23 protein-coding genes and 2 tRNA genes are annotated in these 24,206 nt (G+C 63.4%); 10 read left to right on the plus strand and 15 right to left on the minus strand.

What is annotated here, in order from left to right; genetic code table 11:
* Together uca and atzF are read left to right on the plus strand one after the other, a co-directional pair.
* Positions 1-3,537: an urea carboxylase gene (gene uca, locus N8A98_RS21300; RefSeq protein WP_262168320.1), complete on the plus strand. Its 3,537-nt coding sequence runs from the start codon at positions 1-3 to the stop codon at positions 3,535-3,537.
* Complete coding sequence (atzF, locus tag N8A98_RS21305) at positions 3,537-5,342, plus strand: allophanate hydrolase (protein ID WP_262168322.1); 1,806 nt, start codon at positions 3,537-3,539, stop codon at positions 5,340-5,342. The genes uca and atzF overlap by 1 nt, the downstream gene beginning before the upstream one ends.
* 145 nt (positions 5,343-5,487) lie before the next feature.
* Here atzF and N8A98_RS21310 read toward each other — a convergent pair whose 3' ends face one another.
* Positions 5,488-6,234 (minus strand): SDR family NAD(P)-dependent oxidoreductase, encoded by a 747-nt coding sequence (locus N8A98_RS21310; protein WP_262168324.1) that lies wholly within the window; start codon positions 6,232-6,234, stop codon positions 5,488-5,490.
* 140 nt (positions 6,235-6,374) lie between these two features.
* Positions 6,375-6,782 (minus strand): ArsR/SmtB family transcription factor, encoded by a 408-nt coding sequence (locus N8A98_RS21315; RefSeq protein WP_262168325.1) that lies wholly within the window; start codon positions 6,780-6,782, stop codon positions 6,375-6,377.
* A gap of 169 nt (positions 6,783-6,951) precedes the next feature.
* Between N8A98_RS21315 and trhA the strand changes: the two genes are divergently transcribed.
* The gene (gene trhA / locus N8A98_RS21320) at positions 6,952-7,638 is read left to right on the plus strand and encodes a PAQR family membrane homeostasis protein TrhA (protein ID WP_262168327.1); all 687 of its coding nucleotides are present in this window, start codon (positions 6,952-6,954) and stop codon (positions 7,636-7,638) included.
* Here trhA and N8A98_RS21325 read toward each other — a convergent pair.
* The gene (locus tag N8A98_RS21325) at positions 7,635-8,120 is read right to left on the minus strand and encodes a DUF192 domain-containing protein (RefSeq protein WP_262168329.1); all 486 of its coding nucleotides are present in this window, start codon (positions 8,118-8,120) and stop codon (positions 7,635-7,637) included. The genes trhA and N8A98_RS21325 overlap by 4 nt on opposite strands.
* A gap of 10 nt (positions 8,121-8,130) precedes the next feature.
* Entirely contained in the window at positions 8,131-8,676 is a 546-nt protein-coding gene (locus N8A98_RS21330) for a cold-shock protein (protein WP_262172103.1), read from the minus strand.
* Between the two features lie 271 nt (positions 8,677-8,947).
* Here N8A98_RS21330 and N8A98_RS21335 point away from each other — a divergent pair, with 271 nt between their 5' ends.
* The 5 genes from N8A98_RS21335 to N8A98_RS21355 all read left to right on the plus strand — a co-directional run bounded on the left by N8A98_RS21335 (position 8,948) and on the right by N8A98_RS21355 (position 10,800).
* A complete protein-coding gene (locus N8A98_RS21335; protein WP_113122896.1) occupies positions 8,948-9,364 on the plus strand; it encodes a VOC family protein in 417 nt (138 codons plus the stop codon).
* A 153-nt stretch (positions 9,365-9,517) separates the two neighbouring features.
* Entirely contained in the window at positions 9,518-9,994 is a 477-nt protein-coding gene (locus tag N8A98_RS21340) for a YcbK family protein (RefSeq protein WP_113122897.1), read from the plus strand.
* A gap of 72 nt (positions 9,995-10,066) precedes the next feature.
* Positions 10,067-10,141 (plus strand) — tRNA-Glu (locus N8A98_RS21345).
* A gap of 50 nt (positions 10,142-10,191) precedes the next feature.
* A tRNA-Glu gene (locus N8A98_RS21350) sits at positions 10,192-10,266 on the plus strand.
* A gap of 210 nt (positions 10,267-10,476) precedes the next feature.
* The gene (locus N8A98_RS21355; RefSeq protein WP_262168331.1) at positions 10,477-10,800 is read left to right on the plus strand and encodes a hypothetical protein; all 324 of its coding nucleotides are present in this window, start codon (positions 10,477-10,479) and stop codon (positions 10,798-10,800) included.
* A gap of 20 nt (positions 10,801-10,820) precedes the next feature.
* Here the strand turns inward: N8A98_RS21355 and N8A98_RS21360 are convergent, their stop codons facing one another.
* Positions 10,821-11,948: an acyltransferase family protein gene (locus N8A98_RS21360; protein WP_262168333.1), complete on the minus strand. Its 1,128-nt coding sequence runs from the start codon at positions 11,946-11,948 to the stop codon at positions 10,821-10,823.
* Between the two features lie 1,345 nt (positions 11,949-13,293).
* Here N8A98_RS21360 and N8A98_RS21365 point away from each other — a divergent pair.
* Positions 13,294-13,563 (plus strand): hypothetical protein, encoded by a 270-nt coding sequence (locus N8A98_RS21365; protein WP_262168334.1) that lies wholly within the window; start codon positions 13,294-13,296, stop codon positions 13,561-13,563.
* Here N8A98_RS21365 and N8A98_RS21370 read toward each other — a convergent pair.
* Complete coding sequence (locus N8A98_RS21370; protein WP_113122911.1) at positions 13,545-13,784, minus strand: hypothetical protein; 240 nt, start codon at positions 13,782-13,784, stop codon at positions 13,545-13,547. The two genes, N8A98_RS21365 and N8A98_RS21370, sit on opposite strands and share 19 nt — an antisense overlap.
* Before the next feature lie 184 nt (positions 13,785-13,968).
* Here N8A98_RS21370 and N8A98_RS21375 point away from each other — a divergent pair, with 184 nt between their 5' ends.
* Positions 13,969-14,643, plus strand: coding sequence for a permease (locus tag N8A98_RS21375; protein ID WP_262168336.1), 675 nt, complete (start codon positions 13,969-13,971; stop codon positions 14,641-14,643).
* On the opposite strand, the gene N8A98_RS21380 is transcribed toward N8A98_RS21375, so the two are convergent.
* The 9 genes from N8A98_RS21380 to glpX all read right to left on the minus strand — a co-directional run bounded on the left by N8A98_RS21380 (position 14,640) and on the right by glpX (position 24,196).
* Positions 14,640-15,455: an ABC transporter ATP-binding protein gene (locus N8A98_RS21380; RefSeq protein ID WP_262168337.1), complete on the minus strand. Its 816-nt coding sequence runs from the start codon at positions 15,453-15,455 to the stop codon at positions 14,640-14,642. The two genes, N8A98_RS21375 and N8A98_RS21380, sit on opposite strands and share 4 nt — an antisense overlap.
* Before the next feature lie 15 nt (positions 15,456-15,470).
* Entirely contained in the window at positions 15,471-16,526 is a 1,056-nt protein-coding gene (locus N8A98_RS21385) for a FecCD family ABC transporter permease (RefSeq protein ID WP_262168339.1), read from the minus strand.
* Entirely contained in the window at positions 16,523-17,554 is a 1,032-nt protein-coding gene (locus N8A98_RS21390; protein WP_262168341.1) for a FecCD family ABC transporter permease, read from the minus strand. The genes N8A98_RS21385 and N8A98_RS21390 overlap by 4 nt, the downstream gene beginning before the upstream one ends.
* Positions 17,551-18,513, minus strand: coding sequence for an ABC transporter substrate-binding protein (locus tag N8A98_RS21395; RefSeq protein WP_262168342.1), 963 nt, complete (start codon positions 18,511-18,513; stop codon positions 17,551-17,553). Before N8A98_RS21395 ends, N8A98_RS21390 begins: the two co-directional genes overlap by 4 nt.
* Before the next feature lie 3 nt (positions 18,514-18,516).
* The gene (locus N8A98_RS21400; protein ID WP_262168344.1) at positions 18,517-19,476 is read right to left on the minus strand and encodes an ABC transporter substrate-binding protein; all 960 of its coding nucleotides are present in this window, start codon (positions 19,474-19,476) and stop codon (positions 18,517-18,519) included.
* Positions 19,477-19,567: 91 nt separating this feature from the next.
* Positions 19,568-20,803, minus strand: coding sequence for an SAM-dependent methyltransferase (locus N8A98_RS21405; protein ID WP_113122918.1), 1,236 nt, complete (start codon positions 20,801-20,803; stop codon positions 19,568-19,570).
* Positions 20,804-20,888: 85 nt separating this feature from the next.
* Positions 20,889-21,128 carry a DUF1365 domain-containing protein gene (locus N8A98_RS21410; RefSeq protein WP_262168346.1) on the minus strand — a complete coding sequence of 80 codons (240 nt, stop codon included), beginning with the start codon at positions 21,126-21,128 and terminating at the stop codon, positions 20,889-20,891.
* An 88-nt stretch (positions 21,129-21,216) separates the two neighbouring features.
* On the minus strand, positions 21,217-23,007 hold the full coding sequence (recJ, locus tag N8A98_RS21415) for a single-stranded-DNA-specific exonuclease RecJ (protein ID WP_262168347.1): 1,791 nt from the start codon (positions 23,005-23,007) through the stop codon (positions 21,217-21,219).
* Positions 23,008-23,209: 202 nt separating this feature from the next.
* Positions 23,210-24,196 (minus strand): class II fructose-bisphosphatase, encoded by a 987-nt coding sequence (gene glpX / locus N8A98_RS21420; protein WP_262168349.1) that lies wholly within the window; start codon positions 24,194-24,196, stop codon positions 23,210-23,212.
* Between the last annotated feature and the right edge of the window lie 10 nt (positions 24,197-24,206).

Here is a 24,206-nt window from a genome sequence, read left to right on the forward strand (position 1 = left end):
ATGTTCACCAAAGTCCTCATCGCCAATCGCGGCGAAATCGCCGTGCGCGTCATCAAAACCCTGCGCCGCATGGACATCGCCTCGGTCGCCGTCTATTCCGACGCCGACCGCTTCACCAAGGCCATCTCGCTCGCCGATGAAGCCGTCCGTCTCGGCCCGGCGCCCGCCAGCGAGAGCTATCTCGATATCGACGCCGTCATCGCCGCCTGCAAATCCACCGGCGCCCAGGCGGTCCATCCCGGCTACGGCTTTCTCAGCGAAAACATCAGATTCGCCGAACGGCTAGCCGCCGAAGGCATCGCCTTTATCGGACCGACTCCGGCCAATATCAAAGCCTTCGGCCTCAAGCACACCGCCCGCGAACTGGCCAAGGCCAGCGGCGTCCCCCTGCTGCCGGGCACGGACCTGCTGACCAGTGCCGCCGAAGCCCTGTCTGCGGCCGAAACCGTCGGCTACCCCGTCATGCTCAAAAGCACGGCCGGCGGCGGCGGTATCGGCATGCAACTCTGCGCCGACGCTTCGACTCTCGCCGCCGCCTTCGACAGCGTGCAGCGCACCGCCACGGCCAGCTTTGGCGATGCCCGCGTCTATATCGAGCGCTTCGTCTCCGATGCCCGCCATGTCGAAGTGCAGATATTCGGCGACGGCAAAGGTGGGGTTATCGCCCTGGGCGAACGTGATTGCTCCCTGCAGCGCCGCAACCAGAAAGTTGTCGAGGAAACCCCCGCGCCCGGCCTCACTGACGCCACCCGCGCCCGCCTGCACAAAGCCGCTACCGATCTGGGCGCCGCCGCCGCCTACGCCTCCGCCGGCACCGTGGAATTCATCTACGATCCCATCCGCGAGGATTTCTATTTCCTTGAGGTCAATACCCGCCTCCAGGTCGAACATCCCGTCACCGAAGCCGTATTCGGCATCGACCTTGTCGAATGGATGATCCGCCAGGCCGCCGGCGAAGACCCCATAGCGACAGCCGGCCCGATCACCCCCAAAGGCGCCTCCATCGAAGTGCGCCTCTATGCCGAAATCCCGCATGCCAATTTCCAGCCCAGCGCGGGCCTGCTGACTGAAGTGCGGTTCTCCGACAGCGCCCGTATCGACACCTGGATCGAAACCGGCACCGAGGTCACCCCCTATTACGACCCCATGCTGGCCAAGATCATCGTGGCCGGGGCCGACCGCCCCACTGCCATCGCCAATCTGCGCGCCGCGCTCAACGACACCTCGATCACCGGCATCGAAACCAATCTGGCATATCTCCGCGCCATCGCAGCCTCCGATCTGCTCGCCAGCGGCAAGGTGGCCACCACTGCGCTCAAGGACTTCGCTTTCATCCCCGATGTCATCGAAGTCCTCGCCCCCGGCGCGCAATCAAGCCTGCAGGAACTCCCCGGGCGTCTGGGCCTCTGGCATGTCGGCGTGCCCCCGAGCGGCCCCATGGACGAGCGCTCCTTCCGCCACGCCAACCGCCTCGTCGGCAACGCCGACGTTACGGCTGCACTCGAACTCACTGTCGCCGGCCCCACCCTGCGCTTTCACGCCCCCGCCACTATCGCGCTGGCTGGCGCCGCCATGCCGATGAAGCTCGACGGCGCCCTTGTCGCCCACAACTCGGCAATCGCCGTCGCCGCCGGGCAAACCCTGAGCATCGGCGCCATCGCCGGCCCCGGCCAACGCAGCTATCTCGCCGTGTCCGGCGGCTTCGCGGCTCCCGTGGTCCTCGGCTCCCGCGCCACCTTCGGCCTTGGCCAATTCGGCGGCCACGCCACCAGCACGCTCAAAGCAGGCCAGGTGCTCCATCTCGCCCGCGCCGAGCAGACAGCCGCCCGGCCCGCCAGCGCCCCGGCACCCCTCTCCCGCCACTGGGATGTCGGCGTGCTTTACGGCCCCCATGGCGCGCCGGACTTCTTCCTCGATACCGATATCGAAACCCTCTTCGCCACCGATTACGAGGTCCACTTCAACAGTGCCCGCACCGGCGTCCGTCTCATCGGCCCCGCCCCCAAATGGGCCCGCACCGATGGCGGCGAAGCGGGCTTGCACCCCTCGAATCTGCACGACAATGCCTATGCCGTCGGCGCCATCGACTTCACCGGCGACATGCCCATCATCCTGGGCCCCGATGGTCCGAGCCTGGGCGGCTTCGTCTGCCCCGCCGTCATCGCCCGCGACGAACTCTGGAAAATGGGCCAGTTCAAGCCCGGCGACACCATCCGCTTCCGGCCCCTCGCCCGCCCCGACGATCCGATTGCCGCGCCCGCCATCCAGCGCCCGGACATCGACACCGGCTCGGCCATTCTTGCCCGCTCCGATGATGGTCCCGTGCCGGTCGTCTATCGCCGCCAGGGCGACGACAACCTGCTGGTCGAATATGGCGACATGTCCCTCGATATCGCGCTGCGTTTGCGCGTTCACTTGTTGATGAAATCCATCCAGCGGGACGGCAAAATCGGGGCCATTGACCTCACCCCCGGCATCCGTTCGCTGCAAATTCACTATGACGGCACCGCCATGTCGCGCAGCCGCTTACTGGGTTTGCTGGGGGAAATCGAAAAATCTCTCCCCGCCGCCGAAGAGGTGGTCGTCCCCAGCCGGATCGTGCACCTGCCTTTGTCCTGGAATGATCCGGACATTCAGCTGGCGATGCAGAAATACCAGGAATTGGTGCGCCCCAACGCGCCCTGGTGCCCGGACAATATCGAGTTCATCCGCCGCATTAACGGCCTCGACAGCGTCGACGCCGTCAAGCAAACCATCTTCGACGCCAGCTATCTCGTGCTCGGCCTGGGCGACGTTTATCTGGGCGCTCCGGTCGCCACCCCGGTCGATCCGCGCCATCGCCTCGTCACCACCAAATACAACCCCGCCCGCACCTGGACGCCTGAAAACGCCGTCGGCATTGGCGGGGCCTATATGTGCATCTACGGCATGGAAGGCCCAGGCGGATATCAGCTGTTCGGCCGCACCATTCAGGTCTGGAACACCTGGCGCTCGACACCCGCCTTCCAGCCGCAAAAGCCCTGGCTGCTCAATTTCTTCGACCAGATCCGCTTCTTCCCCGTCGATCATCAGGAGCTGGCCGAAGCCCGCGCCGCCTTCCCGCATGGCGCCTATCCCATCCGCATCGAGGAGACAAAATTCTCCTATGCCGACTACGCGCGTGACCTTGCGGCAAATGCCAACAGCATCACCGCCTTCAAGACCCGCCAGCAAGCCGCCTTCGACGCCGAACGCAATCGCTGGAAGGCTGAGGGCCTCGATAGCTTCGTCGCCGACGACGCCGGCAACGGCGCTTTGGAGGGCGATATCCCTGCCGGATGCTTCGGCGTCGGCAGCACCGTCCCCGGCAATATCTGGAAAATCCTGGTCGAAGACGGCGCCGCTGTCGCCGAAGGCGAAGCCGTCGCCATCGTGGAATCCATGAAAATGGAAATCACCGTCACCGCCCACGCCGCCGGCCGCGTCCGCGACGTCCGCGCGGCCCCTGGCCGCAATGTCAAAACCGGCGATGTCATCGTCGTTCTGGAGGAAATCTGATGCTGCCGATCATGCTGGACCTGGCCACTCTCAAAGCCCTCTATGCAGAGGGAAAGGCGACCCCGCTCGACATCATCCAAGCCGTCATAGAACGCCGCGCCGCCTGGCCCGACAAGGCCGTGTTCATCACCCCGGTCAGTGACGAAACCCTCCGCTCGGCCGCCGAAACCCTGATGGCCGAGCATCCAGAACCCAATAGCCTGCCGCTCTGGGGTATCCCCTTCGCGGTCAAGGACAATATCGATGTGGCGGGCCTGCCTACCACGGCCGCCTGCCCGGCTTTTGCCTATCAGCCCGCCGCCGACGCGACAGTCATCGCCCGCCTGCGCGCGGCGGGCGCCATCGTCATCGGCAAGACCAATCTCGATCAGTTCGCCACCGGCCTCAACGGCACCCGCTCGCCCCATGGCGCGCCACGCTCCGTCTTCGACGCCGACTATGTCTCGGGCGGCTCCAGCTCCGGCTCGGCTGTCACCGTCGCCGCCGGCTTCGCTACTTTCTCCCTGGGCACCGACACAGCCGGCTCCGGCCGCGTCCCCGCCATGTTCAACAATCTTGTCGGCATCAAGCCGACACCGGGCCTCTTGCCCAATACCGGTGTGATCCCCGCCTGCAAAAGCGTTGATTGCGTGACCATTTTCGCGGCGACCGTGGGCGATGGCGTTGCCGTCCGCAAAGTGGCCGAAGGCTTCGACGCTACCGATCCCTTCTCCCGCCGCGCCACTTGGGCCAACCTGCCCATTTCAAGCCTGTGCGTCGGCGTTCTCGATGGCGCCGAGCGCGAATTCTTCGGCAATACCGAGGTCGAGAAGCTCTATGACTCGGCCATAGAAAATACCCGCGCCCTGGGCGCCACCATCGTCCCCTTCGACTATGCCCCGTTCCGCCAAGCCGCTGCCCTGCTCTATGACGGTCCCTGGGTCGCCGAGCGCCTGGCTGCTCTCGAAGATTTCTTTGCCAGCAACGAGGCCGATTTCGACCCGACCGTCCGCGCCATCATCGCCGGCGCCAAGGGCAAGACCGCGGTCGAAGCCTTCAACGGCAAATACCGGCTGGAGGAATTGCGCCGCATCACCGAAGCCGAATGGGCCAAGGCCGATGTGCTGCTGCTCCCCACATCGCCCACCACCTATACCGTGGCCGAAATGCAGGCCGACCCGATCCGGCGCAATTCGCATTTCGGCCGCTACACCAATTTCGTCAATCTGCTCGATTGCGCAGCCATCGCCATTCCGGCGGGCTTCGACAGCGCCGGCCACCTGCCTGCCGGCGTCACTCTTGTCGCTCCCGCCTTCACCGACGATGCATTGGCCCCCCTCGCCGACGCCCTGCACCGCCGCGCCGCCAGCGGCATGGGCCGCGACAAGACCGCGACCCTGCCCGAAGCCAGCAAGGTTCCGGCCGCGCCCGACGCCTTCATTCCCATTGCCGTCGTCGGCGCTCATCTGAGCGGCATGCCGCTCAATCACGAACTAACCGGCCCCGGCGGACGCCTGCTCAGAAGCTGCCGCACCGGAGCCGATTACCAGCTCTTCGCCCTGCCCGGCACAGTCCCGCCCAAGCCGGGCATGGTGCAGCAACCCGGCTTCGCGGGGGCTGGCCTCGAAGTCGAAATCTGGGCTCTCCCCGCCGCCGCCTTCGGCCAATTCGTCGCCCGCATTCCCGCCCCGCTCGGTATTGGCAAGATCAGCCTCGACGACGGCAGCACGGTTTCAGGCTTCCTCTGCGAAGCCCATGCCGTCTCCGGCGCCCAGGACATCACCCATCACGGCGGTTGGCGCAATTTCATCGCCTCCCGCACCTGACCAAGGAGACCAAAGTGCTGACCTGGCTCGCTAAACTTCGCCACCTTATCCAGCAGGGACTGATCGCCCGCATAGAGGCCATCGGCTCCCGCCGCTCCGTCGGCGATCGCCCCAAACGCTGAAGCCCCTTGCCGGCCGCGTGATCCTAGTAGGTCGTGCGGCCGCCGGAGAGGTCGAAGACGCTGGCGGTGGTGAAGCTATTATCCTTGCTGACCAGCCAGGCGACCATGGCGGCGGCTTCCTCGACCTCGAGGAACCGGCCGCGGGGAATGCGGACCAGCATATAGTCGATGAATTCCTGGGTCAGCGTTTCCAGGATGCGCGTTTTGGCGGTGGCCGGGGTGATGGCGTTGACGGCAATATCGAACTTGGCCAGCTCCTTGCCCAGCGATTTGGTGAGGCCGATCACGCCGGCCTTGGCGGCGGAATAGGCGGACAGATTGGGGTTGCCCTCTTTGCCGGCGACCGAGGAGATGTTGACGATGCGCCCGTAATTGCGGGCTTTCATCGATGGGATCACCACCTTGTTGACGTAGAATGTACCATTGAGATTGATCTCGATGACGCGCCGCCATTCTTCGGAATCATAGTCTTCAAGGCTGGCATTGCTGCCGGCGATGCCGGCTGAATTGACCAGGATCGACACCGGACCAATTTCAGCCTCGACCTGGGCGTGGGCAGCGGCGAGGCCGCTGAGGTCGGTGATATCAACGACTTTGCTGGACGCACCTTCGCCCAGTGCTGCTACGGCCTTGTCGAGCGCTGCGGCGTCGCGATCCCACAGGCTCACCTTGGCGCCGGAAGCCAGCATGCGGTGCGCCATGGCAAAACCCAGCCCTTGGGCGCCGCCGGTGATCACGGCGACCTGGCCATTCAAATCGATCTGGTTCATCTTGGAAAAGGCTTTCTACTCAAATAGTTGCGACATCAGTCGTCGGCGATGGTCGCGCCGCAACCGGCACATCGCAGACTCACTGGCGCCCCTCCTCAGGCGGCGCTTCATGCAGACAAGCTATCGCTCTATCGCAGCGCTTAGAAGTCAAAACCCATCTGCGAGAGCGGCGCAGATTTGCGTGGCTTGGCCGGTGCTGGCGTGTCTGTCACGACTTCTACCACCGGATCAGAAACCGGCGCGGGCGCGGGCTTGGCCACCGGGGCAGATACGGCTTTTTGCACGGGAGCCGGCGCCAGCGTTTCCAGCCATTTGCGCACCGGTGCCAGGCGCTTGGCCTGCAAGGCATAGTGGTTTTCCCGGCCCGACTTTTCCTCGCGGATCAGTCCGGCCTCGCGCAACACCCGCAGATGGCGCGAAATGGCGGGGCGGCTAATGTCGAATTCGGCGGCAAGGCGGTGGACCGGCGAAGGCCCGACTTGCAGCAATTCGATGATGCGGCAGCGCGTCGGATCGGCCAGCGCGATGAAGATGGGAACAGGGGCCATAATTCTCTCGTATCGAAGCCCGTCTAAGTAACCCAGGCGTTACCCGTCAAGCCGGAACCGCTTGAAGTAGCAGCTTGTTCACCGGAACGATGTCTTTGCCCTAGTACGGCCTTGACGATGCGATAGTCTTCAAATCTGCGGGCGCGATGCCGGCAAGGAGCCTTCACGCGTGCAAACGATCGTAAAGCCGACCTATTCATGGTGGAGCCGCCAGCAGCGGCCCTATACGATTGCCGAACTGGTCGTTGACTGTGCCGTCCACGTGCTGGGCCTGGTAGTCGCGGTTGCACTTGGCTCTGTCCTGCTGGCCTATGCCACGACCATCACGGCGCCTGAGGCCGTGCCAGCACTATCGCTTTATGTGGGAACGCTGATCGCCGTGTTAGGCGTATCGCTGGCTTACAATATGTGGCCGGTTTCGCCGATCAAACAGGTGTTGGCGCGCTTTGATCAGGCGGCGATCTTCCTTTTTATTGCAGGGACTTACACGCCATTCCTTGCGGTCATCGGCGGCACCACGGCCGGCATGGTGATGACCAGCTTCGTCTGGGGGGCCTCCCTTGTCGGCGTCGCCCTCAAGCTGATCGTGCCGCAGCGCTTTGGGCGGCTCGCCATCGTGCTCTATCTGGCCATCGGCTGGAGCGGCATCCTGGTGTTTCAGTCCCTGGCGCAGACGCTGCCCGCCAGCACGATGTGGCTGATATTGGCCGGCGGCGTGGTCTATTCCTTGGGGATCGTGTTCCACCTGTGGGAACGGCTGAAGTTCCAGAATGCCCTGTGGCACGTTTTCGTAGTCACCGGCGCGAGCTTGCATCTATGGGCCGTGCTCGATTGCATGGTGATCCACCGGCTCTAATTGGCGACGGGCGCCCCGACCCTCGGATGGTCCATCGTGTCGCCGGGCTTGAGCCCGATTTCCACCGAGCGGCCGCCAGGGATTTCCAGCACGAATTGCACCGGCCCGTCGGACGGAATGCCCGTTGGGTCGTGCGGGCGGGCATTGACATGGATGTTTTTCACCACGCCCTTGGCATCCACGAAGATCATGTCGAGCGGGATGAAGGTGTTGCGCATCCAGAAAGAGACTGGCTGTTCGCCTTTGAAATCGAACAGCATGCCGGCGTCATCGGCCAGTTCCTGGCGATACATCAGCCCCTGCGCGCGGCTTTCCGCCGTGTCGACCACTTCCACGTTGAACTTGTAATCGCCGGTCGATGAATGCAGCACCAGCTTGCCTTCATCGCTGCAGGCGGCCAGGGGCGATGCGGCGAGAATGACCGCCATGGCAATGCCAGCCCGGCGCAAGTTGGAGCCGATCCGATGGGCAGACAGGGTCATGCTGAAATTCCTAGTGCGAGGACGGTGCGTCGCCCCAATTATCCGGCCGGATTTCGGCGACCATAAGGCCCTTGGGGCCATTGCCGTAGCGCACCAGCACGAATTGGCCCGGACGCAGCTCGGTAATGCCAAAGCGGCGCAGCGTTTCCATATGCACGAAAATATCGGGCGTGCCCTCGCCGGCGGACAGGAAGCCGAAGCCGCGAATGCGGTTGAACCACTTCACCTCGAGCCGAACCATGCCCGAGGTCGGCTCGACCACGACATGAGTGCGTGGCGCCGGCATTTGCGCGGGGTGGCGGGCGGTGGAATCATCCATGGAAACAATGCGGAAGGCCTGGAGGCCACCGGGGCGGTTGAGCGCCTCTACGACAATCCGCGCGCCTTCATGGGCGGTCTGGTAGCCGTCGCGGCGCAGGCAGGTGACGTGCAGCAGCACATCGGCCATGCCATTGTCGGGGACGATGAAGCCAAAGCCCTTGCCGGCATCGAACCATTTGATGGCGCCGGTGATCTCGATCGTATCGAGGCCCGCTTCGCCTGGCTGAACCGACATGTCGGAACGGTCGCTCGCGCTGCCGTCACCCGATTGGGTTACGGGCTGATCGCCGTCGCCGCTGAACTTGGCCCCCATAGTCCCAAAGCCCTTTAAATACTCGACTCGCTACTGCGAGGTACTCCACACCCAAGCACTCTGGCCGATTCAGCGCCAAAAGTTAAGAAGGTGTTGCGATTTTGTTTAACCGCGGTTGGTCATGGCGCCGGTTGCGGCGGGGCGGCATGCTTGGTAGGCCAAGGTCCAACGGTTTTTGCCCAGGAGAAATGCCATGCAGTTTCTGCACACCATGGTTCGCGTTACCAATGTCGAGGACAGTCTTCGCTTTTATTGTCAAGGACTTGGCTTGGAGGAAGTGCGGCGGACGGAGAACGAAAAGGGGCGGTATACGCTGATTTTCCTGCGCGCGCCGGGCGATGCGGGCGGCGAGGTGGAGCTGACTTATAATTGGGACCCCGAGGAATATACCGGCGGCCGCAATTTCGGGCACCTGGCCTATCGGGTGAAGGATATTTATAAGCTTTGCCAGCATCTTGCGGATATGGGCGTCACCATCAACCGGCCGCCGCGCGATGGCCATATGGCATTCGTGCGCTCGCCGGACGGGATTTCCGTGGAGCTGATTCAGGAGGGCACTCTGCCCCCGCAGGAGCCATGGCTATCGATGCCAAACACCGGAAAATGGTAACGGACTGCTAACGCCGACGCGCGTTAAAGCTAAGGTTTCGCTAACCATCCGGGTTAGCCGCAGGTTAGCGAAACCGATCGTATTTTAGAGACTTCACAGGACCGAGCATTGCCTGTTGCGAATTTGCAACGGACCAGTCCCAGGAAGTCGCCGATGCACCCCCTCCTCCGCCCCATTGCCGCTGCCGTGGTTTGTTCGCTCACTTTGGGAGCCTGCGTGCCGATGGCCATGTTCGCCAGTTCGAGCGGCTCGGCCTATTCGGGCAAGCGCAATGACTGGGGCACGTTCGTCGCCAGCCGGGAGGTGAATGCATTGTGCATCACCCCCAAGCTCAGATTCGTGATTTGGGAATTCGAGGGACGGTTCGGGCGCAAGGTCATCATGAATTCGGGCTATCGCGACGGCCAACACAATTCGGCGGCCGGCGGCGCCGACAGTTCCTACCATACCAAATGCATGGCGGCCGATTTCTACATTCCGGGCGTGCCCAAGCAAGAGCTGATCGCCTTTGCCATGCGGGTTGACGGCGTGGGCGGGCTGGGCTGCTATCCCGGTCGCCAGTTCATCCATGTCGATGTGCGCGACCGGCCGCGCGGCTACAACCGCCCGGTGACTTTCTCAGGCTGTTGAAAAAAGTCACTTTCATGTCGTCAAATGGGTTGCGCATCACGAGAGGCCCAACTATACGAACCCAGCGCTTAGGCGCCCTTCGTCTATCGGTCAGGACGCCACCCTTTCACGGTGGAGAGAGGGGTTCGATTCCCCTAGGGCGTACCATTCTTCTTGCTGAAGTTTGGCCAAGTAGCTAACACTGAGATCCTTGCTCCGCGCCCATCGTCTAGCGGTCAGGACACCGCCCTCTCACGGCGGGAACAGGGGTTCGATTCCCCTTGGGCGTACCAAGCGAACCAGGGGATCAGGTTTCCCCCTTCCCTGATCTGTGTGATTTTCAGAGAAAATAGTGAGAGCTTGGCAGAAAATGGCTGCCTCGCCGCCTTCTCTGTTCTACACTCCCCGAGCGGCAAAACAATCAAAGCACTCAGCCATCGTCCTATCATGGGGCGCGCGCGAGCATGGGATAGTTCCCCTTTGATTTCCGGAGCAACTTGCCCATGATCGAGGCAATCAAAGACATTATTCGCGGTGCGACTGGCATTCCGGATCAGGCGCTGCATGTTTTGCTGGGTCTGACCGTGTACTTCCTCTGTGTGCTGATTTTCCGCGTGCCGTTGCGGAGCTGGTGGCCGTGGCTTGCGGTACTGGCATTACAGCTGATCAATGAGGCGTCTGACGCGATCGGAGATCTGCCGCGGCGCAATGGGATCGAGGTTCGTGGGACGATCCTGGATACGGCAATCACGCTTTTGCTGCCGACGATCATCGTGCTGGTCGCCAAGCTTGCCTTCATGCGGGCCCAAAGGCTGGCGCCGCGCTAGGGATCGGCTACGCCTGTGCCTCAGCCCGTCTCCCGGGGCGCTGTTGGGATGACGGGCGCCCAAGCGCCCGGAACGGCCTGCGCCGTCTCCTCTTTTCGGCGCGCAGCTTTATGCCGTTGGGCCTTGAGGTCTATACCGAGCAATAGCAAAGCCGTCAGATCGGTTTTGAGTGCCAGCTTTTCGATGAGAATGGGTCCGAACAGGCCCATGAGGAATGCCGGCAGGAAGATCAGCTCGGGCGGCATGGCGGGCCAGAGTTTCTGGAACACCTCCCGCGTGGTACCCGTGAAAATCACATGAAACAGGAAGATGGCGTAGGTGTGGGTCCCGAAATAGAACAGGATTTTGGACCGGGGCTTGAACAGGAACAGGAACAGCGCGCTGCACAGCCCGAGGATGACCCGATGGACATTGACGATCGGTCGCGGCAGGTGGAGCAGTTCGAGGACCAATGCGGTGTTGACGACAAGCAGCAGCGCCAGAAGCACGCCCAAGACGACGGTCAGCCAGGCCGGCAGGTCTCCCTCATCGCGTCGCGTCCGGTGGCGTAAATAATAGGCGAACAGGTGCCCTGAAAGGAAGAAAGGCGCCAGATAGCTCCCCTGGAACATCGACATAACGTTGGGTTCCCAGCGCCCGACGAAAATGAAAAACGGCACAAAAAATACAAGCAGCACTACGGCCGCTAGGTCGCTACGCCCCTTGAGCAGGAGGCTCACGGTGAGGAGCAGCGCCGTCAGCACGAATGTGGCCTGCAGGAACCAATAGTGGGCGTATTGGACGAAGAAAATGGACAGGAACGGCTGCTGATCGTAATCCGCTAACGCCCGCATGGCGTAAAAGATGGCGCTTACTACCGCCATGGGTACAAGCAGGCGTTTTACCTTGCTGAGCATAGCCCCCTGCCACTGGCTGACGCTGACAATGGCCGCGCTCAACACAAAGCCGGAGATAAAGGAAAAGATGGGCATGCGCGAATTATCGAGCCCATCATTGACTACGCGCAACGGGTGCCATTGATCCAGCATCAGACCGTCAGTGAGATTGGTGCCGGTAACGTGGAAGGCGACGAGCAGCAGGCAGGCCAGGCCACGGATAGTTTCGACATATTCGAGCCGTCCAGATCTTGCTTGCACCTCAGACCTCACTGGTCGTGACAAACCGAACCGGGCGCCAACAGAAGGCCCGACCTGCTGCGGCTATCGAAGGGCTGCTAGCCATGGCGCATCTGCGTCATTTCAGGCTCACCACCGACCCTTTCCAGACCCACTTCGAGACTGTCGAGAAGGTCGGCGAGCTCGCCTAATCCGGCTAGAAGCCTTCCCTGGCAAAGGGCCGGTCGGCCAGTGTCGAGATCAGAGATACTGCAGGTGACTTTGAATTCGGGCCGAATGTCGCATCTGCCGAACATAGCATTCTCCTCGCATCCTGTTTGCCGCCGCCTGTTGTTGATGTCGTTTATGCCCGAGATCGCCGCTCCTTGTCGGCCCCCAGTATTTGTCGGTCAGGTCTTCCGCCGGATATTTCCACCCAATGGCGGGCAGACCTTCACGCTCGAAAAGCTTGGCTGGTCAGAGAATGGCACGAATAGCTGCAAGCATAGCGCCGCTATTGCGAAACCACTCAAATACATCTGCACATGGTCTTGCATTTGTCATGTCAATATGCAGGCCGTTCAGCGCCAATATTTGACAGTACAGATATTGTCTTCAAATGAACAAGCACAAATTTACTTGCGACGGGCATGCGGGGGATCACCCCCCATTTGTATGATTGCGACAAGCGCGAGCGAGCTGCAGCCAAGCTGGGCTGCACGCCAAGGCGAGCTTCACATGCAGTTGTGTGAACGTTCTGTCTAACTTACTGACATCTCGACAGTGCCGCCGCTGGCACACCAATTTACCTCAGTGCGCGCCCGTCCCCTCCCGAATCCAGTTACGGTGAGGTCGGCGCGACAGACGCCGTCGGGCAGAGTGATCGTCTTGACGCAAAGAGTCGCGCTCTGCCACCCGCACGGCTCCCCCTCAACAGTCCCACCCGTCACCCAAATCTTGCTAATGTCACCACTGTAAGGGGCGATCGTGAGTTTCAATGTGTAGCTAGCCGCAAAGCTGGGTGTAGCTGTCAGCGCGAGTGCAAACACGGCCGCAATAATCTTCTTCATGATGTCCCCCAAGGTAATGAGGTCAGAAGATCGGTCCGGACGATCGTTGTCAATTCGAGCGCAGTTACCCCTCGGGCCATTGCACCAGCGCCCATTCACTTCAATGTTTAGGAACCGCAGCAAGCGTGTGTTCAACAATAGTGAAAGTGAGCAGCTTGCAGCGCGACGTCCGCATTTTTCTGTGGTTAATGCAGCAGATTCGTGCTCAATATTTGTTGAGCCCAGATTTCTGGGAACGCCCACGAGAGAATGGCCCTGATGTCACGTCTCTCGGATCTGAAGAATGGCCGCTACGCCTGTAGCTGCCAAGCTTTGTGTCGGGGGCAGAAATGGCGATCTTCAAGATACGGACACTCGCTGGCGATCTGGTCACTGTAGAAGACGGGCGGGACCTGACCACGCTGTGCAATACGTTGCGGGACCTGGGCTATCTGCAGGTGCAACGGCGCGATTCCCACTATTCCCCCTCGATGATGACCCTGGTGTCCTTCATGGCGCATGCGGTGGTTTCGATTGAGCTGGCCTCGGCCGCCGGGGAAGTTGAAGGCGCGGTGTCCTCCAATATCTCTCTTCCAGGGACCTACAACGGCCGGCGTTGATGTCGCGGCGCGGTGCGCGGCACACGGTCGGTTTCAAACAGCTGCAGCGTGTCATCCTCCGGCCGGGGGCGGTAGGCCAGCTCGATCGCCGCTTCTAGCGCGACCCCGATATGGACGCGTAGGGGCGCAGCGTCCGGCGCCCTGGGCGCAATGGCCAGCGCCTGCTCGAGATGGTCGCGGACGCATTCATAGCGGGGATCGGGAAGATTGTGCTTGAGCATGGCGGCCTCGTTGTAGGTAGCCGCACGAACAGGTTGCCCTGATCTGGTTCCCGAGCTGTCAAAGCCGGAGTGGCGATTTTATTCGAATGCGAGTTTCCACAGGGCGGAGGGCCGCCCCTTTCCCGTTGCCTGAAAGCGGCTGGCATCGCATAGCTATCAGGACCGCAGCGAGGGAGGATCGGGCGTGGATTTCATGCGCCTGCTCAAGTCCGTAGAGGAATTGCTCTACGAACTCGTCACCTGGATCTTGTTCTATCCCCTGACGCTGTGGCGCTGTCTGCGGCATCCGGTGCGGATGATGAACTATGCCAGCACCGAGCTGGGTGACGCCGAGGCCGAGCAATATGACGATGCACTCAGCCCGCCGATTTTCCTGCTGCTGACGCTATTCATCGCGCATCTGATCGAGCTGCGCTTCGGCGTGGCGACCAAGGTGGTGTTGCCGGATGTATTTGCGGACGAGCGCAATCTGCTGTTCTTCCGCGCCATCGCCTTCAGCCTGTTCCCGTTGCTGCTGGCGCTGCAAGATGTGCGGCGGCGTGGCGCCAAGCTGACCCGCCGGACATTGAAGCCGGCGTTTTATAGCCAGTGCTACGCGGCGGCGCCGTTCATCCTGTCGATCGATCTGGCGGTGATCATTGCGCAGCATTCCAATGTGGCGGCTGTTGTCGCGAGCCTTGCGGCCTTTGTTGCGGGCCTGATCTGGTATGTGGGCGCGGAGACTGCCTGGCTTTTGCTGGATGGCCGCCTTGGCCGTCCGCGAGCGCTGCTGAACGCCAGCGGGGCTATTGCGCTTGGATTTGTCGCGGTGCTGGTCGTGCTGGTGCTGACGGCTTGGACGATTATGGCGCCGGCCTAAGCCGCCGTCTTCGCTCCGATATGGTGGCGGCCGATGGGTACGATCATGGGGGTGTCGGAGATGGGGTCGATGACCACGCGGGAGGCCATGCCGAAGATTTCGGCGACGATGGCTTCGGTCATGACTTCGGAGGGCCTGCCTTCGGCCACGAGGCGGCCGGCTTTCATGGCAACGATGTGGTCGGCATAGCGGCAGGCCAGGTTCAGGTCGTGCAGCACGACGACGATTGTGCGGCCATTGTTGCGGACCAGATCGGTCAGCAGGTCGAGGACTTCGACCTGGTGGTTGATGTCGAGGAAGGTGGTCGGCTCGTCGAGCAGCAGCAGATCGGTTTGCTGGGCCAAGGCCATGGCGATCCAGACGCGCTGGCGCTGGCCGCCGGAGAGCTCGTCGACGGGGCGATCAGCCAGTTCGAGCGTGTCGGTGGCGCGCAGGGCTTCGGCGACCGCAGCGTCATCCTCGGGGGTCCAGCGGCGGAACCAGCCTTGATGGGGATAGCGGCCACGGCCGACCAGATCGGCAACGACGATGGCGTCGGGGGCGATGGGCGATTGCGGCAGCACGCCGAGGATGGTCGCGACTTCGCGGGTCGGCATGGTGTGGATGGGCTTGCCATCGAGATAGACCGCGCCGCGCGTGGGCGCCAGCAGCCGGGCCATGCCGCGTAGCACGGTGGACTTGCCGCAGGCATTGGCGCCGACAATGACCGTGAGCTTGCCGGGCGGAATGGCCAGGTTGAAATCGGACACGACCTGGCGGTCGCCATAGCCCAGATCCATGCCGGCGGCGATAAATTGGTGTTCAGCGGACATGTGTGTCTCCCGGCATTAGTTGACCCGGCCTGCCCGATTGGATGCGATGAGCAGCCAGAGCAGGAACAGCGCCCCGAAAACGCCGGTGACGACGCCGACGGGCAATTGAATGGATGGCAATGCGTGTTGGGCGACCATGTCGGACCCCAGCATGACCAGCGCGCCGACCAGCGCGGCTTGCAGGAAGCCATTGCCGGCGCCGTTGAGCAGGCGGCGGGCAATCGGGCCGGCGACGAAGGCGACAAAGCTTACCGGGCCGACGGCGGCGGTGGCAAAGGCGGCGTAGCCGACGGCGGCCAGGATCAGGCCCAGCCGGGAGAATTCGACGCGGGCGCCGAGCGCGGTGGCGGTGTCGTCGCCCAATTGCATGGCGTCGAGCGTGCGCACCAATGCGATGGTCAGCGGGATGAGCACGACGAGCGCCATGGCGAGCGGGTAGATATCGCCGGGATTGGCGGCGTTGAGGCTGCCGATCAGCCAGGCCAGGGCTTGCTGGACTTCGAACAGGCGGGCCCGCGTGAAGAGATAGGACATGACGGCGCCCATGATGGCGGCCATGCCGATGCCGATCAGCACCACGCGATAGGCGGTGACGCCATTGCGCCAGGCGAGGCCATAGATGGCCAGAGCCGTCAGCACAGCACCGGCAAAGGCGCCGACCGAAACCCAGAGCCCGGACAGGCCCAGCACGATAATGCAGAACACGGCCGAGGCGCTGGCGCCGTGTGAGATACCGATAATGTCGGGGCTGGCCAATGGGTTACGCAGCAATGTTTGGAAAATGATTCCGGACAAAGCGAAGGACATGCCGGTGAGCACGGCCAGCACGGCGCGTGGGACGCGCACATTGAGCACGATGAAATCGACGCCCTTGTTGACCTCGCCGGTCAGCGGGGAAAGCAGCGAGCGCAACACATCGAGCGGGACGACGGGGAAATCGCCGAGATAGAGTGCGAGCGCGAAGGCCAGGGCTAGCGCGACGGCAAGGCCCACCGTGACGTTGCGCCGGCGGGTGGCGAGGCGGCCGCGAATGGCATGGACCGCTGCGGATGGGGCGGGGGCGATACTCATAGCGAGGCGAGCTTGCGGCGGCGCACCAGCGCGATGAAGAAGGGCGCGCCGAGAAAGGCGGTGACGATGCCGACCTGCACTTCGCCGGGCGGGGCGAGGACGCGCCCCAGCACATCGGCGCCGAGCAGCAGAATCGGCGCCAGCAGCATGGAATAGGGCAATATCCAGCGGTAATTCGGGCCGGTTATCGCGCGCGCCACATGGGGCACGGTGAGACCGACAAAGGCGATGGGGCCGGCGGCGGCAGTAGAGGCGCCGGCCAGGACCACGGCGGCAAGGCCGGCAATGGCGCGGGAGAGGCCTATGCGCTGGCCCAAGGCGCGGGCGACATCTTCGCCCATGGAGAGGCCATCGAGCAGGCGGGCGGAGGCCAGAGCCAGCACGATGCCGACGGCGAGGAAGGGCGCGACCTGGATGACGATATCCATGTTGCGGCCGGCCAGCGACCCAACCTGCCAGAAGCGGACCTCATCGAGCGTGCGGGGGCTGGTGAGCAGGATGGCGCTGATGACCGATTGCAGCGCCGCCGTCATGGCCGCGCCAGCCAGCGCCAGTTTGATCGGCGTGGCGCCTTCCCGGCCCAGCGAGGCGACGGCGTAAACAATCAGCATAGCCGCCCCTGCCCCGGCAAAGGCCAACCAGACATAGATGCTGAGCTGGCTGATGCCCAGGATGGCGACGCCCAGCACGACAAAGAGCGCAGCGCCGGCGTGGATGCCCAGGATGGATGGATCGGCCAGCGGATTGCGGGTGGCGCCTTGCAGTACGGCACCGGCCAGGCCCAAAGCGGCGCCGACCAATAAGCCGATCACTGTGCGCGGCAGTCGCAATTCCCAGATGATGCGGTGATCGGTGGAGTCGGGATTGTAGGCGGTCAGGGCCGCCCAGACAGTGTCGAGGGTCACGGGTCGGGCGCCGACGGTGATCGACAGGAAGGCGACGCACAGCACGATGGCCACGAGCCCGAGGAGGCCGAGCAGGAGAGGCACGCCGCGGCGGGCGTCGAATGTCGGCGCGGAAACGGTCATTGCGCGGTGGTCAGGTTCTCGTCGGCGGCCGCGACCACGGCGGTGAGCTTGTCCAACTCGCCGGCGTAAGCACTGTAATTGCGCAGCCAATAGGCCGGCCATTCGCCGATGGCGCCGGCCGCGGCGGCTTTCATGGCGGTCCAGGTGGGCTTAGCCTCGGCGCTGGCGCGATTGGTCGGCTTGCGATTGTCGATCAGGATTATGTCGGGCTGGTAGGTGTCGGAGCGTTCCCAGCTGACGGTTTCCCAATAGCCGCTATCGGGGTTGAGCCCGGTTTTGAGGAAGCCCAGGCCCCAGCGCTTGAGATCCATCAATTCGGCGGAGCCTTCGGGCGCGGCAACCCATAGCCCGTCATCGCCGGCCCATACGGCCAGGGCGGTCAGATTTGGCTTGGCTTTGGCGGCGGCGGAGAAGGCGTCGCGGGCGCGCTCGAAATTGGCTTTGGCAGCAGCGATTGCGGGGGTCGACAGATCGGCGCCGAAGCTCGTGGCGAGCTTCTCGTATTCTTCGATCAGGCCGACGACGCTATCGAGCTGGGCCGGGCCGGTGACCGGGGCCAGGGCGCGCAGCTGGCCATCCTGGCCCGTGACGGCAGGGCCGCCGCCCCATTCGCGGTCGCCGGGCCAATATTCGGCAATCACCAGGTCGGGTTGCAGCATGGCGGCTTTTTCGATGTCGACTTCGTTATAGGCGACGCCGACCATTTCGATGCCGGTGAGATCGAGCCCCTGCAGCGCCCGCGATTCCTGGGGCTGGCTGCTGGCGATGATGCCGACGGGGCGGATGCCCAGGGGAATGAGCGCGGCGGCGGCGTCCTCGGTGGCGATAATGCGCTGGGGTACGGCGTCGAGCGTGATCGTTTCGCCGGCGCCATCGGTATAGGTCCAGGACTCGGCATGGGCCGCCAGGGGCGACGCCGCGAGCACGAGGGCGAGCAGGGTCTTGAGCGCGGTGTGCATCGCTTACTCCGAAAGGTTCGCGTCGGCGGCTTTGATGGCTGCGGTCAGCTTGTCGAGCGCGCCGGCATAGGCGCCGTAATTGCGCAGCCAATAGGCCGGCCATTCGGTGACGGCGCCGGCAGCGGCGGCTTTGATACTGGTCCAGGTGGGCTGGGCCTGGGCGATCTGCAGCTGGGTGCTGGTGCGATTGTCCAGCATGATCAGGTCGGGTTGGTATTTGTCGGCATTTTCCCAGCTGATATTTTCGAAATAGCCGTGCTGGTCGATGGCGTCCGGCACGATGATGTCGAGGCCCCAGGTCTGGAAATCGGTGAGTTCGGAACTGCCATGCGGGGTGGCGATGTAGAGTGCATCGTTGCCGGCAAAGGCGGCCAGGGCGGTGAGGCCGGGCTTGGCTGATATGGCGGCCTTAAAGGCGTCCCGCGCGGCTTCGAAGCGGGCGCGTTCGGCAGCGATATCGGAATTGGCCAGATCGGCGCCCAGGCTTTGCGCCAGGGTTTCGTAATCCTCGATGATGGCGATGACGGATTCGCCGACGGTGACGCCGGTTATTGGCGCCAGGGCACTCAGCGGGCTATCGGGGCCGGCCAGCTTGTTGCCGCCGCTCCATTCGCCGGAGACGGGCCAATATTCGGCGACGATGAGATCGGGCTGCAGCGCGGCAGCTTTTTCGATGTCGATTTCGCCCCAGCTCTGGCCGATGATTTCGATGCCGGTGAGGTCGAGCCCCTGCAGGGCCTTGGCATCGGCCACGGGACTATCGGCATAAATGCCGACCGGGCGAATGCCGAGCGGGATCAGCCCGGCTGCCGCGTCCTGGCTGGCGATGATGCGGGCGGGAATGGCGTCGAGCGTGACCGTCTTGCCGGTGCCATCGGTATAGCTCCAGCCGGCCGCGAAAGCGGTGGCAGACAGCGACAGGAACAGCGCCAGGAGAGCGAGGCGCAACGAGACTCTGATCATGATCGGCAGCTCCGTCGCGTGGTGGCGAAACGGGGCTACCTAACGGGCGCAAACATGAGAGGTCAAGTCATGTTTGGCAAAACCCGCCCGATCACGCGGGTTTGCGGTATTGGTAGATGCCGACGTCGATCGAGCCTTCGGTGAAGCCGGCCTCGCAATAGCTGAGGTAATAGACCCACTTGCGCTTGAATTCCTCGTCATAGCCGAGCGGGGCAATCATCGGCCAGCGTTCAAGGAACCGCTCGCGCCACAGCTTGAGGGTCTTGGCGTAAGACAGGCGGAAATTCTCCACATTTTCGAGCACCAGGCCGACCTTGTCGCCGAATTCGCGCATCACCGTCTTGGTCAGCAGCATGCCGCCGGGGAAGATGTAGCGCTGGATGAAATCGGGGCCGGAACGATAGCCGTCGAAATCGGCTTCGTTGATGGTGATGGCCTGAATTGCCGCCGTACCGCCGGGCTTGAGCCGATCATGCACAGTCTGGAAATAGCTGGGCCAATTGTCCTCACCCACGGCCTCGATCATTTCGATGGAGCCGATATGGTCGAACTGGCCTTCGGTGTGACGATAATCCTCGAACACCAGGGTGGCGAACTGGTCCAGCCCCTGCTTGGCCAAGCGCTCCTGGCCATATTTGAGCTGTTCGGCCGAGAGGGTGATGCCGCGCAGATTAGCCTTGTAGTCACGCGCGACGGTTTCGGCAAAGCCACCCCAGCCGCAGCCGATCTCGAGCACCGAGGAGCCCGCGGTAATGCCGGCCATATCGGCCACGCGGTGGTATTTGGCCAGTTGGGCTTCCTCGAGGCTTTGATCGCCGGAGGTGAAGACCGCCGAGGAATAGGTCATCGAGGGGTCGAGCCACATGCCGTAGAAGTCGTTGCCGAGATCATAGTGCTCGGCAATGTTCTTCTTGGAGCCTTCGAGCGTATTGCGGCGCGACAGATGGTAATGCAGGTCGCCGGCAGCGCGGCGGAAAAAGCCTGGATTGGCGCTTTCGAACATGTCGCGATTCTGCAGGAAGAAACGGAACAGCGCCGTCAGGTCATCGACCTCGATATCGCCGCGCATATAGGCGGCGGCAAAGCCGACCGTACCGCGCTGCATGGCTTCGGTCAGCACCTTGAAATTGTTGAGCCGCAGCACCGCGTGCTCGCCCGTTGCGGGGCTGCCGACGGTTCTGGTGCGACCATTGGGAAAAATGACGGTAATGCCGCCGTGGCGGGGATGCCCGATCAGCGCAACGCCGATGCGCTCCACGAGCCAAGATACAAAATGAGTCCACGGCGTGGTGCCGGGGCCGGTATTCTCAACTGCTGTTTTGGTCATTGAGCCGCTGGTCCAAATATCGAAAAGCTTGGCGGCGGCTCCTCAGCTGTCGCCTGAATTCAAGCGTCGGCGGCATACCTTTGAGCTACAAAACCAGTGCTTCCCAGTGCATGCCCATGACTACTTTAGCTGTCATAAATGGATATGCAAGCAGCAGTTTCAACTGGGTCACGCCGGATGGCGGGTGGGTCAAAGCACTGAAAATGCTGCTGGAGTGGGCCGAGCCACGACTCACCCGCCCTTTTCGCGGCGCTTGCTCAAAGCCATCCTTACCCACGGTGTCATCCCGGCGCAGGCCGGGATCCAGGTCCGTGGTGATCAGCACACATCCAGCCCCGGGACGGCCTTCAGCATGGATTCCGGCCTGCGCCGGAATGACACCGTGGGCGGTTTCAAATTCAGCGAAACGGCCGTCAGCCCTTGGGCCGGGCCAGGTCGGTCAGGCGGAACTGGACCTGTTCGCGGCCCTGATAATGATCGATGGAGAGGCCGCCGGCGAAGTGGAAGGCGGTGTCGGTTTCGCGCAATAGCGCATCGCCAATGGGGGTGTTGGCGGCGCGGAAGGCGATGGCTTTGAGGCGGGCGCCATCGCCCGACGTCAGGGTGAAGCTGACATGGCCGCCCTTGCCCACGATTTGGGGGAATTTGGCCCGGTGCGCGGGGAAGGCGAAGACCGGATTGGGATTGCCCGAGCCATAGGGGCCGGCCCGCTCGATATCGTGGATGAGATCGACCGTGGCGCCGCGTGCGGTAAGGGCCGCGTCGATCTTGAGCGCGGTCATGGCGCGGGCGGCGGTGACATCGAGCGAGAGCGCCTGGGCCAGGAACGAGCGGAATGGGCCGAGCTGGCCCGGCTTGATGGTGACGCCGGCCGCCATGGCGTGGCCGCCGCCCTTGGCGATGAGGCCGGTTTCGACCGCCTCGATGACGGCGCGGCCCAGATCGACGCCGGGCATGGAGCGGCCCGAGCCGGTGCCGGTGCCGTCGGGCTGCAGGGCGATGGCGAAGGTGGGGCGTTCGAAGCGCTCGCGCAGCCGGGCGGCGATGAGGCCGACCACGCCGGGGTGCCAATTGGCGGAGGCGAGGACCAGTACGGGCGGCCCCTCCCCGCTGCCGATTTCCATTTCGGCGACGGCGGCGGCTTCTTCGACGGCTTCGATCTCGATGCGTTGGCGTTCGGAATTGAGTTCGTCCAGCCGTGCGGCGAGGGCGAGCGCGTGATGTTCGTCATCGACCGTCAGCAATTCGGTGCCCATGGCGGCATTGCCGATGCGGCCGCCGGCATTGATGCGCGGGCCGACGAGGAAGCCCAGGTGGTAGGGATTGAGCGGGCCGCTGACGCGAGCGGCAAGAGCCAGTGCGGCAATGCCCTTGTTGTCGCCGCGGCGGGCGACTTCGAGGCCGCGCACCACGAAAGCGCGGTTGAGGCCGACCAGAGGCACCACGTCGCAGATTGTGGCGAGGGCGACGAGATCAAGCAGCTTGAGCAGGTCGGGCAAGCCGGTGTCGCCGCGCAGACGCAGCGCGCGGTTGACGGCGACCAGCACCATGAAGGTCACGCCGGCGGCGCAGAGATAGCCCAGGCCCGAAATGTCGTCGGGCCGGTTGGGATTGACCAGCGCAGTGGCGTTGGGCAGGTCGTGATCGGACAGGTGGTGGTCGATGACCAGCACATCGGCGCCGCGGGCGCGGGCGTGGGCGATGGGGGCGTCGCTGGTGGTGCCGCAATCGAGTGTGATGATGAGGCTGGCGCCGCCATCGATCAACTTGTCCATGGCCGCGCTATTGGGGCCGTAGCCTTCGAAGATGCGGTCGGGGATGTGCACCTGCGGATTGATGCCGAAATGGTTGAGATAGCGGGCCATCAGGGCGCAGGAACAGGCGCCGTCCACGTCGTAATCGCCGAATAGGGCGATGGTTTCGTTATCGGCAATGGCCTTGGCGAGGCGATCGGCCAGGGCATCCATGGCGGTGAGCGTGGATGGGTCAGGCATCAGGCCGCGAATGGTGGGATCGAGGTGCTTTTCGGCATCCTCCAGCGTCACCTCGCGAGCGGCGATGATGCGGGCCAGGATTTCCGAAATGCCGCTGCGCTGGGCGATGGCGGTGGCCATGCGCGTGGCATTGCCATCGAGACGATCCGTCCAGGCGCGACCGGTGACCGAACGGCTGACGTCAAGAAAAGGGCGAGGCGCTTCGAGCATGGGCGAGAGGTAGGCGATTTAGGGGAGCGGGGGAAGTCCCCTCTTCCTTCTCCCCTTGAGGGAGAAGGTGCCCCGCAGGGGCGGATGAGGGGTTCTGCGCCATCCTCAACGGTGAAGCATGGGATGGCGCAGCACCCCTCACCCTGGCCTTCCGCTGAACGCGTCAGGCCGTCCCTCTCCCTCAAGGGGAGAGGGGTAGGGATCAGCGTGCGTGCTGCGCCTTGATCCAGCGGACGGTCTGGCTCCAGCTGCGCATGACGAGAGTGTTGGTTTCGACCGAGTCGCGGCGCAGGCGGACGCCTTCGAGCAGGGTGCCGTCGGTGACGCCGGTGGCCGCGACCAGGACGTCGCCGGCGGCGAGTTCGGTTACGTCGTAGATGCGGTTGGGGTCGGTGATACCCATGGCGTGGGCGCGCTCGCGTTTGGCAGGGCTATCGAGGATCAGCTTGCCCTGCATCTGCCCGCCAATGCAGCGGAGCGCCGCGGCGGCCAGCACGCCCTCGGGCGCGCCGCCGGAGCCGAGATAGATATCGATGCCGGTATCCTCGGTATTGACCGCATGGATGACGCCGGCAATGTCGCCATCGCTGATCAGCTTGACCGCGACGCCCGTGGTGCGCAGTTCTTCGATCAGCCCGGCATGGCGGGGGCGGTCGAGCACGATGGCGGTGACTTCGCTGAGCGGCACGCCCTTGGCGCTGGCGAGCGCCCGGACATTTTCGGTGGCCGACCAATCGATATGCACCGTGCCGGGCGGATATTCGGCGCCGATGGCAATCTTGTGCATATAGACATTGCGGGCGACATTGAGCAGGCCGCCGCGCTCGGCCATGGCCAGGACCACGATGGAATCGGGTTGGTTCTTGGCGCAGAGGGTGACGCCTTCGAGCGGATCGACGGCGATATCAACCTCGGGGCCCTCCCCCGCGCCCACCGGCTGGCCGATGAACAGCGCGTCGCATTCATGCTCTTCGCCTTCGCCGATGACGACGCGGCCGGAAATGGCGACGCGGTCGAGTTCGGCCTTCATGGCATGCACGGCGGCATCGTCGGCGGCTTTTTCGTCGCCCTTGCCGCGCCATTCGGCGGCGGCAATGGCGGCGCGCTCGGTGACGCGCACCAATTCAAGGGTCAAGCTGCGGTGCAGATGCGCAGGGTTTCTGTCACCCTCAACTTTGGACAGTCTCATGCTTCCTCCC

Origin of the sequence: Devosia neptuniae, from assembly GCF_025452235.1 — a bacterium.
In the GTDB taxonomy this organism is placed as follows: Bacteria; Pseudomonadota; Alphaproteobacteria; order Rhizobiales; family Devosiaceae; genus Devosia.